Raw genomic sequence first — 14678 nt, forward strand, 5'->3', positions numbered from 1 at the left:
CGAGTCGTCCGACCAGTGGCAGCTCACTTCGACGCCCCGTCGCCATTCCCGTCGCTCGCGCCGGGCGGTTCGTCGCGCGCGATGCCGAAGACGAAGCGCTGGTAGCCGAACGACACGACGAGCAGCGTGAGCGCCAGACCGCCGAGACTCGCGACGCGTCGCAGACCGTCCAGATCTCCGAGGTCGTAGAGGAACACCTTCGCGATCGCGACGAGGAGAACGATCAAGGACGCCCAGCGCGCGCCGGCCGCGCGTTCGCCGGTGAACGTGCCGACGGCGAGGAGCACAAGCGCGTAGCCGGCCCAGCTGGTGGAGAGGGCCAGATGCGCGGCTTGGTCGCTCGCCGTGGGGATCGTGAGCGGGTCGCCCGCCTCGACGTAGAGACGCACCACACAGAGGCTGATCCAGATGAAGCCGATCAGCGCACCGCAGGCGCCTGCGATCGCGCGGGGTCGGCGCGCATCGAACGGTGGCCTGCGCGAGTTCGGTCGCAGGCCATGGGCCAGGAAGAGCGCCGCTGCAGCAGGCACGAGGTGCGTGTAGGCCAGCTCGTCGACGAGCCAGTGGGCGCCCGCCACCAGTGGCCGACCCAGCGCCAGTGCACCGACCAGTGCGACGGTCGCGATCACGACCGCGGACGCGATCAGCGGGACGAAACGACGGTCCCCCGTGCGCCGCAGCACGACCGTGAGGCAGAGCGCGACGAGCGCCGGCGTGGTGGCCGCGGGGAACCGGTCGACGTGCAGGCCGAGCGTCGCTCCGACGAGAACGGCGACGAGGCCCGAGTGCGTGCGCCACGGATCGGGCGAGAGACGATGCGTGCGTGCGAGTCGCGCGGCACCGTGGGCCACGAGCGTCGCCAGGGCCGCGAGTGGCAGGAAGGCGAGCGGGAACCGCCAGCTCGGAGCGAGGACCGAAGTCGGGATCACGTCGGCCAGTGCGATCAGTCCGAGCGCCGCCGTGAGCCCGAGGTGTGCCCGTGCGCCGAAACCCTCGAGAGTGTGCGACTCGTCCTGCGCCGTCGACGGAGCGCGCTCGGCGATCCGGGATCCCAGCAGCACGAACGCGGCCGTGAGGACGGCGCCGACGATCGCGAATCCGAGGACGAGCCCGGCCTCGGTCGTGGACGTCGGCCACGCTGCCGCTGTGACGCTCAGCAGGGCGAGGGGCAGGAGGACGGCGACGAATCCGCTCGCTGCTCCCAGGCGTACGCGAGCGAGCGAGGCGAGCGCGATCGCCAGCAGGATCAGCTCGAGCACCACGAGTTGGCCCGTCGACCAGTCGCGGCCTCGGGCGGCGATGGGCAGCGCGCTGAACAGCACGGCGACGAAGATGCCCGCGCGGACGACGGCCTGGGCGCGGCTCTTCGAGGACTCCACCGCGGACGGCGTGCGTCCGTCGTGCTCGAGGGACCCGCTGTGGTCGCTTCGCCCGAACGCGAGAGCGACGAGTGCGAGCGCGAAGCCGGTGGTCACGAGTGCGACGGAGGCGAGCGACAGCTGTGCACCGCTCGGGCTCGCGTGCAGGAACGCGAGGCGCACGACGCCGAGCGTCACGACCGCGACGCCAACGGGACCGAACTCGCGCTGGCTCGCCGTGGCGAGGCTCGCGCGCGCACAGACGCCGAGCAACAGCGCGAGGACCAGGGCGGCCGGCCACAGGTCGGCGGCGGTCCCGTTCCAGATCGACTGTTGCAGAAGGCCGAACGCGCCCAGGACGGCGCCGAGGACGGCGATGACGAGCGCCCTGCCGCGAAGCGTGGTCCCGGCGACGCCTGGGATCCGGGGCCGATCGATCTGCGTGCCTGTGACCGAGTCCGTGCCGCGTCCGACCCGTCGTCGCTCGAGTTCGAGCGCGACCAACGGAACGGCGGCCAGGAGGAGCAGGTGCAGCACGAGCTCGAGGTCGAGTCCGCTCGCGGCGCGCCCCGCCGCCCAGGTCGCGTACACGGCGGTCGCCGAACACACCGCTCCGAAGGACGCCAGCGAGAGACGCGGATCGCGCGCACACACGCAGGCCCCTGCGACCAGGACGTTCACGAGGATCCCGAGCGGCCACAGCCGTTCGCCGAGGTCGACGCGGGTCGCGAAGTACAACGCGAAGCTGAAGGGAACGAATACGGAGCCCACGAGCGTCCAGGTCGACGTCTGGTCGCGCTGGTCCGGGTGGTCGCGGTCGCGCTCGAGCGTGACCCAGAAGAACAGGGCGCCGAACGCGCCGAGCATCACCAGTCCGAACGCCGCCGTCGTGGCATCGAGTTCGCGCAACGTCCAGGAGGCCTGGACGAGCGTCGTGCCGGCGAGCGCGAGTGGAACGAGGAAGGACCAGGCGCGCTTGCGCGACGTCACGAACAGGAGCGCGAGGTCGAGCAGAAGGACGTAGCCGAACAGTCCGACCGGGGACTCGCCGTCGAGTCGGACCACGAACGGCGTCGCGAATCCACCGATCAGCGCGAGTGTCGCGATCAGGCGCGAGCCGTGGCGGAGCGACAGCCAGCAGGCCAGCGCCGTGTTGAGCCCCATCGCCGCGAACGACGCCAGTTGTGGCCAGAGCCCGTAGCGCTCGCTCGCCGCCCAGAACGCGCCGTAGAGCACGACCAGGCCCGCGCCCAGAAGAGCCTCGGGCGCGTAGCGGTAGCCGCGCGGGCGCACGCGGTCGCCGACGACGATCATCGAGAGACCCACGCCGATCCCCCCGGCCAGTCGCCGGACCTCGGTGATCCAGCCCTGTTCGACCGCGTGGCGGTAGAAGAACAGCCCCGCCAGTGCGGCCGCGATTCCGCCGAGCAGCGCGGCGCCGCGCACGCCGAGCCAGCGCTCCCATTCGATCGGTGGTGCACAGGGGCGCCTCTCGATGTGCAGCGGCGGGCGCTCCGTCGCCGCGCGTGCGCCCGAGCGAGGAAGGTCGCCCGTTTCGCGGTCGATCGACGGGGTCGAGCCTCCGTCGTCGGTGGCGCCCGACACGGCGCCGCTGCGGTACGCGAAGTCCGCGTGGATCTCGGCCAGCGTTCGCGCTGCGGTCGCCGGCTCGGCGGTCGCTTCGTGGACCGCGGGCTCGTCGACCGCATCGTCGCCCGTGAATGCGTGGTCCTCGACCGACTCGTCCGCCGACGCATCGAACCCGACGCCGCCGTGCGCGACGGTCACGGGCTCGTCGATCGCACCGGGTGGCGAGTCGTCCGTGCCGTGCGTGCGCGCCGACGTGGAGGCCCTACCGCTCGACTCGGCGTCGCGATTCGCCCCACGCGCCGTGCGAGCCTCACGCTCCAGCGCGGAGACGCGGCGATCGAGTCGGGTCGCGTTGCCGTGCGCTCGAATCGCTAGAGCGAGCGCGACGGGAAAGAGGAGGAGAGCGGTCGCCGCGTAGAGCAGCACTAGGATCATGTGGAGTCGGCCGCGTGCGGCCGTGGCGCCCCGAAGGATCCGCGCGAGCCTACACCATCGACCGTCTAGAGGTGCCCGCCGAGGACACGGGCGAGCGTCGGCAGCACCACTTCGAAACGGTCGTCGATCCCGCGATGGCCGCCGGGATGCTCCACGTGCCGGTGGGGGACGCCGAGGGTCTTCAGCCGGCGCACGAGCCGCCGCAGGCCCCACTGGAGGTTGAACTCGTCGGCGAGGCCGCACTCGAGATGGAGCAGCTCGAGGGCGCGCAGGGCCTCCGTGTGCTGCTCGCAGGCGACGAGCGGATCGAAGGCGCACCAGCGCTCCCACACCTTGCGATCGCGTTCGACGTACTCGAGGTCGAAGGGCAGTCGGAAGCCGAGTTCGCTGGTCGGATCGGGCGAGTAGCAGGCCGCCATCGCGAGCACGTTGATGATCGCGTGCCCGTCGCCATCGAGGTTCGGGTGTTGGGCGAAGCCCGCGAGGAACTCGGCCGGGGTCTGGCCCGAACGTGCGAGCCCGCGCGCTGCGGCCAGGAACTCGTGCCCGAAGCACAGTTCGAAGTCGCAGTCGCCGGAGATCGACGCCGCCGCGCGGAAGACGCCGGGAAAGTGCATCGCGAGGTGCAGCGAACCGAAACCTCCCGAGCTCTTTCCACACACACCGCGCGCTCCGGGCAGCACGTTGAAGTGCTCCTCGACGAGCGGCAGCAGTTCGTGCACGACGTGGGTCGCGTAGGCACCGGTCGCGCTCGAGTCCACGTACTGACTGCCGCCGTAGCGAGTGAAGCAGTCCGGCATGACCAGGATCGCCGGTTCCACCTCGCCTGCCGCCAGCGCGCGGTCGTAGCGCTGCACGACGCTCGCGTACCACGGGTGCGGCTCGACGTACTTGTGTCCGCGACCGGTGAAGCCCGCGAGGACGCAGATCAGCGGCAGAGGGCGCTCGCCGTGGTCCGCCGGCAGGTAGATCGGAAGTTCGCGAACGTGCGGATCGCCGAGCGGGTTGCCGTGCAGGACGTCGCTCGTCACGACGCACAGTTCGGCGCGACCGTGGAATCCGAGGCGAGCGTGGCTGGGGCGTTCGAGGCTTGCGGTACTCATGGTTCCTTCGGCGCGGGCGCGAGTGGTGGACGGTCGGCCCGATCCGTATTCTGCTGGGCCACCCGTATCGTGCCGGCCGAACCGAGCTGGGACCAACTCCCGTGGGTGGCCTTCCCAAGAGCCTTCGATGACCACCGTCCGCACGCGTTTCGCACCCAGTCCGACCGGCGCGCTCCACATCGGAGGCGCGCGCACGGCACTGTTCAACTGGGCCTTTGCCCGCGGCCGCGGCGGGCGTTTCGTCCTGCGCGTGGAGGACACCGACCCCGAGCGCAGCAAGCGCGAGTACGAGGACGCGATCCTCGACGGGTTCCGTTGGCTCGGCATCGACTGGGACGAGGGACCCGACGTGGGCGGGCCGTTCGCTCCGTACCGCCAGTCCGAGCGCGCCGGCCGCCACCTGGAGCGCGCGCACGAACTGGTCGCGAAGGGTCTGGCGTACCGCTGCTTCGCGACGGCCGAGGAGCTCGGCGAGCTGCGCGCCGGGCAGGAGGCGCGCAAGGAGACGCTGCGCTACGACGGTCGCTACCGCACGCTCGACGCCGCCGAGGCCGAGCGCCGCGCCGCCGCCGGTGAGGCCCACACGATCCGTTTCCGCGTTCCTGACCAGGACTCGGGCGGCGAAACCGTCTTCGACGACTCGATCCGCGGTCGTGTCCGTTTCTCCCACGCGGAAGTGGAGGACTGGATCATGGTGCGGACGGACGGATCGCCCACCTACAACTTCGTGTGCGTGTGCGACGACGCGGACATGCAGATCACGCACGTGGTGCGCGGCGAGGAGCACCTCGTCAACACGCCGAAGCAGATCCTGCTCTTCCGCGCGCTGGGGCTCGAGCCGCCGGTCTACGCCCACCTGCCACTGATCCTCGGGACGGACGGCAAGAAGATGAGCAAGCGCACCGGCGATACGGCGCTCGAGGCGTACCGCGTCGCGGGTCACCCCCCCGAGGCCGTCGTCAATTTCCTGTGCCTGCAGGGGTGGGCGCTCGACGGCGAGCGCGAGGTGTTCGACCGCAGCGAGCTGGTCGAGCACTTCGACGTGAAGGACGTGTCGAAGGGCGGCTCGATCTTCGATCCCGACAAGCTGGCCTGGCTCTCGGGCGAGTACCTGCGCGCCGAGCCGCTCGAGCAGACCCTCGAGCGAGCTGCGCCGTTCCTGGCGGCGGCGGGACTTCTGGTCGACGGCGACCTGGAGGAGCGGGCGGACTTCTGGCGCCTGGCGATCGAGAGCATCCGCGAGCGCGTGCGGCTGTACGCCGAGATCCCGGCCAAGCTCGCGTTCCTCTTCGCTCCCGACTCCGTCCTGCCCTGGGATGCGGGTGCCGAGGCGAAGACGCGCGCGAACGCGGGCGCGGCGGACGTCCTCGAGGGGCTCGCGAGTTTCCTCGCGGATCTGCCCGACGAGCGCTTTCGGCGCGCGACGTTGGCGGACGAGCTCAAGCAGTGGTGTGCCAGCCAGGGCCACAAGCTCGGCGCGGTGTTCCAGCCGCTGCGCACCGCGTTGACGGGCGAACCGGGTGGACCCGAGTTGGCGGACGTGCTCGTCCTCCTCGGGAGGGGTCGGTCGGTGGCGCGCCTGACGGCGGCCGTCGGGCGCCTGCGCGCGAGCTGAGGACGGGTCGACGACGGCTCGCGACGGGTGGGACGCCGGTCCCAACAGTCGGCTGCCCGAAGGCTCGGGTGCGCTCGCGACTCCGGTCGAAGTGCGTATGAGTTGGCAGGTGGCGCAGCGCGCCACGGGCCGCCGGCCCACTCGCCCCGCTCGGGGCACCTACTTCGACCATCAGATTCGAACGACCATGAAACGACTCGCACTCACCACGTCGCTGGCCCTGGGCCTGTTCGCCACCGCACTGGGCGCCACGCCGGCGGACGGGACGGCCGCAGCCGCGACGTCCGCATCGGTCTCGACCGCGCTCGAGGTCCAAGAACCCGCACCGAAGGTCGACGACGAGCGCCGCCGCGAGAAGGGCGAGAAGGGCGAGAAGGGCGACAAGGGAGACAAGGGCGAGAGGCGCGAGGAGCGACGCGCGCACATCGAGGATCTCAAGCGTCGCGCGAAGGGGGGAGACGAAGCGGCCAAGGCCGAGTTGAAGCGCCTACGCGAACGCCGCCGGAACAAGGGCGAAGGTGGCGAGCGCCCGCCGCGCCCCGAGGGCGAGCGCCCGCCCCGCCCCGAGGGTGAGCGCCCGCCGCGTCCCGAGGGTGAGCGTCCGCCGCGCCCCGAGGGTGAGCGCCGCCGCGGTCCGAAGGGCGACGGCCCGAAGCCCGCGCCGGCACCGAAGCCGGCACCGCCCGCTGGCCTCTGAGCCGACCGAGCCCCGTTCAGGTCCCGCAGGGCCGCTGTCCGTCCGGACGGCGGCCCTGCGGCGTTTCGGACGATCTCGACGGGTTCGAAGCGCCTCGACCGGCCGCGCTCGCGAAGCGAAGCAACTTCCGTTCACCGGGCCCCGTGCATTGGTCGAGACAGCATCGCCAGCGGTTCACGCGCTGTGAGCCGGCTTTCGCAACCACCACCGCTCCGCTCACGAAGCGGCGCCCACGTCGTTCGTGGGGCGTCGTAGCTTTCGTCGGTGTGAGTCGACCGCGGTCGCTTCCGCCCTCGGCCCGACTCTCTCGGGCCGCCGAATCGACTGCCATCCACCCTCGAAGAGCGGGATCCAACACATGAAGAATCTGATCATCGCGGCCTGCGCCGCCACTCTCCTCGCCATCGGTGCCGACACGGCCGACGCCCAACGCCGGACCGCGGTCGGTCCCGACGGAGGACGGCGCCCCGTCCTGGTGAAGGAGAACGAAGGCGCCCGCCCCGCACGAGCCGAGCGTCCTGGTGCGCGTGCCGCGGGAGCGCTGCGCGACAAGCACTCGGCGATGCGCGACAAGGCTCGCCGCGCCGGAGTGCGTCCGGGCAACGGACGTGGCATCGGGCACAACGGCATGGGCGGGACGCTCACCTCGCCGCGCGCCAAGGTGCCGCAGCGCCCGGCCGGCCCGCGCGTGCGCGGTGCAGCCGCAGGTGGCCACAAGGCCGGCGGCGGCGTGGAACGTCTGCGACGCGCCGGTCTGGACGAACGCATCGGCGAACGACTGCGCGGTGCGCGCATCGAGCGCGCACGTCGCGGAGCGGCGGCGGCGGGTGCACGCGAGCGCGCCGCCACCGAGAAGAGCTCGAAGGCGCCCGCGACGCGTCCCGTGCGACGCCGCTGACCGTCGACCGCCATCGGGCGGGCAGGGGCGGGGTGCCGACGCGTTCCGCGCGCAGTGACCGATCGAGCCGGCGGTCGTCCCGAAGGGGCGGCCGCCGGCTCGCTCACGAGGTCCCTCGCTCGATCTCGCGCGCTCCTGGTCGCTCCACGCGCCGTTCGGCCGCGGGGCGAGGATCGGTGCCCGTGACGCAGGACCGCCAGGCGCGGCGGCCGAGCACGGGCGACGGCACCTGGGGCCGCGCCGGGCGGGTCCGGTTCGTCACAGGTCCGGCCGGGCCCGGGGGAAGCTTGGAATGTCAAGGGGCGCTCGCGGCCGTCCGATGAGGACCGGGGGCCTGCGCGGCCCCACGCCATGGACAACTCCCACGCCGACCCACGCCCGTTGGACGCCAGTCCCGAGCCGTTCTCGGACGCTCCCTCGTTCGACTGCGAGGACGCGACCACGTGGATCCACGCCCGGATCCTGGGCGAGACCAGCGCGAACGACCAAGCGGCGCGCGACCACATGCGTCGGTGCGAGGACTGTCGCGAGCTGTACCGACAGCAGGTGGCCGTCAAGGCTCGCGTCGGTCGAGCGGTGATGCGCACCGGCGTGGAGACGGGTGCGTTCCTCGGGCGCAACGAGACGCCCCGTTTCGCGCCACGCCACCGTCGGCTCCTGGTCGTCATCGCCCTCAGCCTCGCGATCGCCGGCGTCGTGCGCATCGGTGGCGGTCTGCGACCCGACCCGACTCTCGGCGTCGAGTGGATCGCCGGCGAGTTCTTCGTCGCGGGTGAACCCACCGGTGCGAGCTACGGACCGCGGATGGGGCTGCGCGGCGATCTGCTGCAGACCGGGGCGGACGGCCGCGGGCGGGTGCGACTGGACGACGGTCAGATCCTGATCGGGCCGAGCACCACGCTCCTCGTGGAGAGCGCCGTGGCTCGCCGCGTACGGATGGTCGGCGGACGGGTTACGGTCGACGGCGAAGGTCGGCTCATGACGCCGTTCGGAGTGGTCCAGGTGGAGGATGGAGCCGTCGAGGTGTCGCTGATCGGCGACGACTACTCCCTGAACGTCCTCGAGGGGTCGGCGCAGCTGGTGTCGGCCTTCGGAACCGAGGAGATCCACGCCGGCGAAGCCTTCGACGGGCGGCTCTGACCCCGGTCGGTTCGAGCGGCGTGGCCTCCGCGATCGACTCGGGGCGGGGCGTCGGCCACGCGCCACGTTAGTCTCATGCCCATGGATCGGTCGCATCGACGGGGAGCCGCGAAGGACTGCGGGCGTTGGACGCGCGCCGCGCTTAGGTCGGCGCTGGTGCCGGCGCTCATGGTCGCCAGCGGCTGTGGACGCGCCCCCTACGAGGGGCCGCCCAACGTCGTGATCTGCGTGATCGACACGCTGCGAGCCGACCACACGACGATCGGTGGGAACGTCAACGACACGACGCCCAACCTGGCCGAGTGGAGTCAGGGCGGCACGGTCTTCGAGAAGGCGTGGTCCTCGTGCTCGTGGACCTTGCCGTCGGTGTCGATGCTGATGACCGGGCGAGTGCGCTCGGACAACGGCCGGCACCTGCCGCCCGAACACACCTCGGTGACCGAGCGCCTGTCCGAGGTCGGGTACGGAACCTACGGCATCTCCTCGAACGCGCTGCTGCTGCCCCAGGTCGGTTGGGGCCGCGGCTTCGATCGCTACGAGTTGTACGAGCACCCGGCCGACGGTCGCCGCGCCCGAGGCTGGGTCGCCGATCAAGTGGTCGAGCGAGCGATCGACATGCTCGACGATCATCCGCACGATCAACCGTTCTTCCTCTTCTGTCTGCTCTTCGATCCGCACGACCCGTACACGCCGGTCGACGGTGTGCGCTTCGAGTCCCAGCGCTCGATCGAGCGGGCGCGTGAGTTCCAGGAATCGTTGCGACCCGAGGACGCCGGTGCGTGGAACGAGCGCGCCTACGCGGGCATCGAGTCGCGCCGCGCCGCGTACGACTCGGAGGTCTGGCAGGCGGATCGCGCGCTCGGCACGCTCCTCGAGTATCTCGACGAGCGCGGCGTGGTGGACGACACGCTCGTGGTCGTGACCAGTGACCACGGCGAAGGCCTGTGGACGCGCCCGCGACCGGTGGGCGAGCCGAACAAGGAGTCGAACTTCTTCGCGCCGCTCTACATGGACCACGGTCTCGCGCTGCACTCGGAGCAGGTGCACGTACCGCTCGTCCTGCGTGGACCCGGCGTTCCCGTCGGCGAAGTCGTCGAACGCGACGTGGGGCTGTTGGACCTGGTGCCCACTCTCGAGCGACTGCTGACACTCGACCCGATCGGCCCGCTCGACGGTGTGGATCTGATCGAGCCTCCTCGGACCGACGAACCGCGTGCGATTCCCGGCTTCACGTCGCGCGGAGGGAGCCTCCTGTTCGACGGGCGCTGGCGCCTGCACCTGCCCAGCCGAAAACGAGAGGAGCTCTACGGTGTGGCACCGCAGCTCTTCGATCTCGTCGCCGATCCGCGCGAGCGTCGGCCCGTGGTCGATGCAGCGCTCACCCAGGACCTGACCCAGCGCTTCGGCGCGTGGTTCGAACGTGGCCGCGTCGCACGCGACGACCAGGCCTTCACCGACGCGGACCGCGGAATGCTCGAAGCGCTCGGGTACACCGGCGGCGAGGTCGAGCAGAACTGACTGCCACGCGATGGGAGCAGTCACCGAGCCGGTTCGCGGCGCGCGGGCGGAAGGCTGATCCGATGCGGGAGAGCATCGGACTCTCCGGCGGTCTGCTCGTGGTCTCACGCGCGGTCGGCGGGCTCGCCTTCTACGACCTGGACGGTCGACTCCTGTCCCGGACCGCGCTCGTGACGGAGTCCGGGGACGTGCCGCGCCTCGCCGGCGTTGCACTCGACGGCGACAAGCGCGTGTGGTGCTGCGATCCCGACGCCGGTGCCGTGCGCGCCTTCACCGCGTTCGGACGCGAGGTCGCGCGGCTGGTGGATCCCGATCGAGCTGCGGCGGGGCCCGAACGCAGCGCGCCGCGAGCGGGGAGCGCCACCGAACGGGACGCCGTGGGGCGTCTCGGACGTCCGTGGGCGGTGGCGGTACGGGGCGACTCCGACGGACTCGAGCTCGCGGTCGCCAGTCGGGGAACGCGTCGACACGCGCTCCACCTGTTCGACGAGGGCGGGCGCCTGTTGCGGTCGCTGCGGCCGCGCGGTGACTCGCACGGGCACTTCGAGGGCCTCGAGGGGGTGGCGCTGGACGGTCGACTGCTCTACGCGGTCGAGGGCAACGGACGGGTCTCGGTCTACCGCGACCTCGAGCACCACTTCGACTTTCGCGTCGAGGCACGGCACGGCGTCGAGCCGCAGTTGCGGGCCGTCGCACCCGCTGGAGGTGGACGGATCGCCGTGGTGGGCGAGAACGTGGGACTCGTGCTCTTCGACGCGACGGGACGGCCGATCGGCAACCCCATCGCCGCGTCACATCGTCCTCCCGACGAACTCGGCGGCGAGTTCGCCGCGGACGAGTCGGGAGCCGTCGCGTCCGACGGCACGTTGGACCACCCGACCGACCTGGTGATCGAGCGCGGAAGGCCCGACGCCCGCCGCCGAGTGGTCGTCGCGGATCGCGACGGGGCTCGGATCCAGGTCTTCTCGCTCGCCGGCGAGTGCTACGGCGCGATCGACGAGGGCTGGTCCGAGTGAGCGGTCGGCGCGCGGCGTGCGGCGCCTGTGGATCCGCGGGTCCTGGCGTGTTCCCATGCGCGGCGTGAACTCGTCCAACGCTCAACTCCCCGATGCCGCTCCGGCCTCTTCCGTCGCCGCGATCGACGTCGGGACCCACACGGCGCTGCTGCTGATCGCCCAGCGACTCGAGGACGGCAGCCTCGAGACCGTCGAGGACCACGCCTTCGCGGCGCGTCTCGGCTCGGGCATGTCCGAGGACGGATCCCTGTCGAACGAGTCGCGCCGCAGGACGCTCGACGTGCTCACCACGTTCGCGCGGCGGATCGAGCTCCACGGCATTCCGAGCAGCGCCGTCGCCGCCGTCTCGACCGCGGTTCTGCGGCGTGCGCGCGATCGAGAGGCGTTCTGCGACGAGGTACGACGGACCACCGGGCTCGAGCTGCGCGTGATCGAAGGTCGCGACGAGGCTCGACTGTCGTGGCTCGGTGCGGCTCACGCCGACGCGTGCGCACTGATCGACGTGGGCGGTGGCAGCACCGAGATCCTCGGCCCCTCGGGAGAGTTCCTCGCGTCGGTCCCGGTCGGTGCGGCCTGGGCGACCGAGCAGTTCGGCACCGGCGGTGTGGAGCCCGTGGGGGGGGGCTTCGATCCGGAGGCGATGGGAGGTCTCGAACGCAGTGCCGATGCTGCCTTCGTCGCATCGGGTGTGACGGCCCTCGACGCGGGGCCTTCAGCCCGGTTCGCGACACTCGTCGGCGGCGCAGCGGTGAACCTGGGTTGCTTGGTGGCGGGGGCTGGAGCGTTCGACCACCGCGTGGGGGAGGGCGTCGAAGTCACGTCCGCCGAGGCGTCGGCCTGGGCCCGTCGAATCGCGCTCCTCGGCCTGGAAGAGCGCTACGACCTGCCGATCGAACCGGATCGCGCCGCCGTGCTGCCGGCCGGCCTGGCCCTCCTGGGGCGCGCCTTGTTGCACCTCGGGCTCGAGCGGGCGCGCGTGACCGGACGCGGCGTGCGGCACGGCCTGGCGATCGAACTCGCGGCGCGCCTGTAGGCAGCTCGTTGGGCGGCGTCACGAGGGCGCTGCCAGCAGCAGCTGCCCGCATCAGCTGCCAGCATCGGAAAGCGGCGAGAGACCGCCGCGCCGATTCTCTCCGGGCTCGGATTCGCTCCGGGCATGAAGTGGGCCGGTGATCCTTGCCCATCACCGGCCCGAGGGAGAGAGGGGAAGTCCCCGAACTGAGTGGACGCAGCGGCTCGCAACACCACGCCCTGTCGGTGACACGCAGGTTGCCCTGCGCTTCCCCGCTCTCTTCATAATGCCCTGACCCCTCCGAGGCTCGCAGAAAGGTGTGAAAACAGGGGATTCATGTCGGAGCCGGGGATGGGACACGTCGCAGCGCCGCGCCGACGTCGTCGTGATCGGGTCGACCGATCGTCGTGAGTGCCTCGGCCGATCCAGGGCCGAGGACCGCTCGGGCCCGGCGAGCGACCGAGCCAGCTCCATCGACCCAACCCTGTCCGTCGCGCTCAGGTCCCAGGAACCTGTGGCTTGCGATCGCTCTTGGGGAGCAGTAGCCTGCGCGGCCCGATCGGGAAGCCGGCGCCCTCGTGACGCGTGGCAGCCTTCGATCGGCGCCGTGGATCCGTCGGCCCAGGTCGCCGGTCGACGTCGCAAGGCGGTGTAGCTCAGCTGGTTAGAGCAGCGGAATCATAATCCGCGTGTCGGGGGTTCGAGTCCCTCCACCGCTACCACTCCAGGGGCTGTGCTCCATGGACATCGAGCTGGGCCCGCGTGCTGGGCCCGTGTGCTTGGTCCAGGTGCGGGGCAGACGCCTCGAGAGTCGGGTGCACCAACCACTTCGTGGCACGCGTACGTCCCGGATGGACGGCGCTGGAGCGGTCCCATACCGCGCCGGAGCCACACCACACAGGAGTTGGTCTCGAGGGGCTCGCACGAGCCGCCGTCGCGTCGGAGCGCGCTCCACCCAGGTGTCGCGCTCGTCCGTGCACCGCAGCACCCCAACACCGCGACAGCGCGTTCGAGCCCGTTCCCCAGCCGCACTCCCACGCGTTACGCACCGGTGACGGGGTTGACTCGCTGTCCGCCACGAAGGTCGCGGCGGCGTCACGGAGGACGAGCGGATGGTGGCACGCTGATTGCGTGGAACGTGCACGCGCTCCGATCGACCCTCCGACGGATTCGCTAGCCTCTTCCTCATCCACCGCCCATGACGACTCCGCGCTCTTTCTTCCTCGTCTCCGCCCTCGCAGCCTGCGCCCTCGCCGCCTGCGCTTCTTCCACGGGGACGCCGGTCCAGCCCGAAACGCCGGGCACGGTCGCCGTCAACGTCCAGGTCGCGCCGCCGCTGACGGCCGTGAGCAACGCCTTCGAGTCGGCGTCCTCTCTCGAGCTGCCGGAAGCGGCCCCGCTCGAGTTCCCGGCGCTCCACAACGTCTTCCACCTCAGCGAGAACATCATCACGGGGTCAGAGCCTGGCGACGAGGCCTCGCTGGCGCTCATCGCGAGCTGGGGGGTGAAGACCATCCTCTCGACCGATGGCAAGGCGCCCGACGCGGAGACGGCGGCGAAGTACGGGATGCGCTACGTGCATGTCCCGATCCAGTACAAGGGCATCACGGAGGACGAGCAGCTGCGGATCGTGAAGGTCTTCCGGGAACTGGAAGGCCCCTTCTTCGTGCACTGCTTCCACGGCAAGCACCGCGGCCCTGCCGGAGCGGCACTGGGTCGCCTGGCCCTCGACGGGGTGTCGCGCGAACAGGCACTGGCCGAGATGCGTCAGTGGTGCGGGACCTCCTCCAAGTACTCGGGGCTGTACTGGACGGTGGCTTGCGCCGAGCTTCCGGACGAGGCGACGACGCGCAGCTACCGGTGGGACTTCCCGTCCGCACAGCCGCTGGAAGGCATAGCGGGCGCCATGGTCACGACCGCCCGCCACTACGAGAACGTCCTCTATTCGGACGACGTGGACTACGGGGTCGATCCGCTGCACCCCGACATCGATCCTCTGAACGAGGCCGAGATCCTGCACCAACTCTTCGCCCAGATGCGCGCGATGGACGAGGTGCAACGGGAACCCGACGACTATCGCGAGTGGATGGCGGACGGCGAGCGCGCGTCCTTCGAGCTGGTCGAAGCCCTGCGCGACCACCGCGCGGGAGTGCCGGAAGCTCGTGAACGCGTCGAGGATGCGCTCGCCGCCACGAAGCAGTCCTGTGCGGCCTGCCACACGAAGTACCGCAATCGCTGACGCTCGCAGTCGCTGAGGCTGCGGCCGACTCCGAGTGACACGCGCTGAAGGGGCGCG

10 protein-coding genes and 1 tRNA gene are annotated in these 14678 nt (G+C 71.2%); 9 read left to right on the forward strand and 2 right to left on the reverse strand.

What is annotated here, in order from left to right; translation table 11 throughout:
• Positions 1 to 23: 23 nt before the first annotated feature.
• The gene (locus Pla163_RS07880; protein ID WP_145186162.1) at positions 24 to 3383 is read right to left on the reverse strand and encodes a DUF2339 domain-containing protein; all 3360 of its coding nucleotides are present in this window, start codon (positions 3381 to 3383) and stop codon (positions 24 to 26) included.
• 65 nt (positions 3384 to 3448) lie between these two features.
• Positions 3449 to 4486: an alpha/beta hydrolase gene (locus tag Pla163_RS07885; RefSeq protein ID WP_419186439.1), complete on the reverse strand. Its 1038-nt coding sequence runs from the start codon at positions 4484 to 4486 to the stop codon at positions 3449 to 3451.
• A gap of 127 nt (positions 4487 to 4613) precedes the next feature.
• Between Pla163_RS07885 and gltX the strand changes: the two genes are divergently transcribed.
• The 9 genes from gltX to Pla163_RS07930 all read left to right on the forward strand — a co-directional run bounded on the left by gltX (position 4614) and on the right by Pla163_RS07930 (position 14621).
• Positions 4614 to 6101 carry a glutamate--tRNA ligase gene (gene gltX / locus Pla163_RS07890; RefSeq protein WP_419186440.1) on the forward strand — a complete coding sequence of 496 codons (1488 nt, stop codon included), beginning with the start codon at positions 4614 to 4616 and terminating at the stop codon, positions 6099 to 6101.
• Between the two features lie 187 nt (positions 6102 to 6288).
• Entirely contained in the window at positions 6289 to 6798 is a 510-nt protein-coding gene (locus Pla163_RS07895) for a hypothetical protein (protein WP_145186173.1), read from the forward strand.
• Positions 6799 to 7156: 358 nt separating this feature from the next.
• Positions 7157 to 7696 carry a hypothetical protein gene (locus Pla163_RS07900; RefSeq protein WP_145186176.1) on the forward strand — a complete coding sequence of 180 codons (540 nt, stop codon included), beginning with the start codon at positions 7157 to 7159 and terminating at the stop codon, positions 7694 to 7696.
• 351 nt (positions 7697 to 8047) lie between these two features.
• A complete protein-coding gene (locus Pla163_RS07905) occupies positions 8048 to 8836 on the forward strand; it encodes a FecR family protein (RefSeq protein ID WP_145186179.1) in 789 nt (262 codons plus the stop codon).
• 156 nt (positions 8837 to 8992) lie between these two features.
• A complete protein-coding gene (locus Pla163_RS07910) occupies positions 8993 to 10354 on the forward strand; it encodes a sulfatase (protein ID WP_419186441.1) in 1362 nt (453 codons plus the stop codon).
• A 62-nt stretch (positions 10355 to 10416) separates the two neighbouring features.
• Positions 10417 to 11370 (forward strand): NHL repeat-containing protein, encoded by a 954-nt coding sequence (locus tag Pla163_RS07915; RefSeq protein ID WP_145186185.1) that lies wholly within the window; start codon positions 10417 to 10419, stop codon positions 11368 to 11370.
• A gap of 64 nt (positions 11371 to 11434) precedes the next feature.
• Positions 11435 to 12403 (forward strand): Ppx/GppA phosphatase family protein, encoded by a 969-nt coding sequence (locus Pla163_RS07920; RefSeq protein WP_419186442.1) that lies wholly within the window; start codon positions 11435 to 11437, stop codon positions 12401 to 12403.
• 624 nt (positions 12404 to 13027) lie between these two features.
• Positions 13028 to 13104, forward strand: a tRNA-Met gene (locus Pla163_RS07925).
• Between the two features lie 476 nt (positions 13105 to 13580).
• Positions 13581 to 14621: a protein-tyrosine phosphatase family protein gene (locus tag Pla163_RS07930; RefSeq protein WP_145186191.1), complete on the forward strand. Its 1041-nt coding sequence runs from the start codon at positions 13581 to 13583 to the stop codon at positions 14619 to 14621.
• Positions 14622 to 14678: the final 57 nt, after the last annotated feature.

This window comes from Rohdeia mirabilis (assembly GCA_007750655.1).
Lineage (GTDB): Bacteria > Planctomycetota > UBA1135 > UBA1135.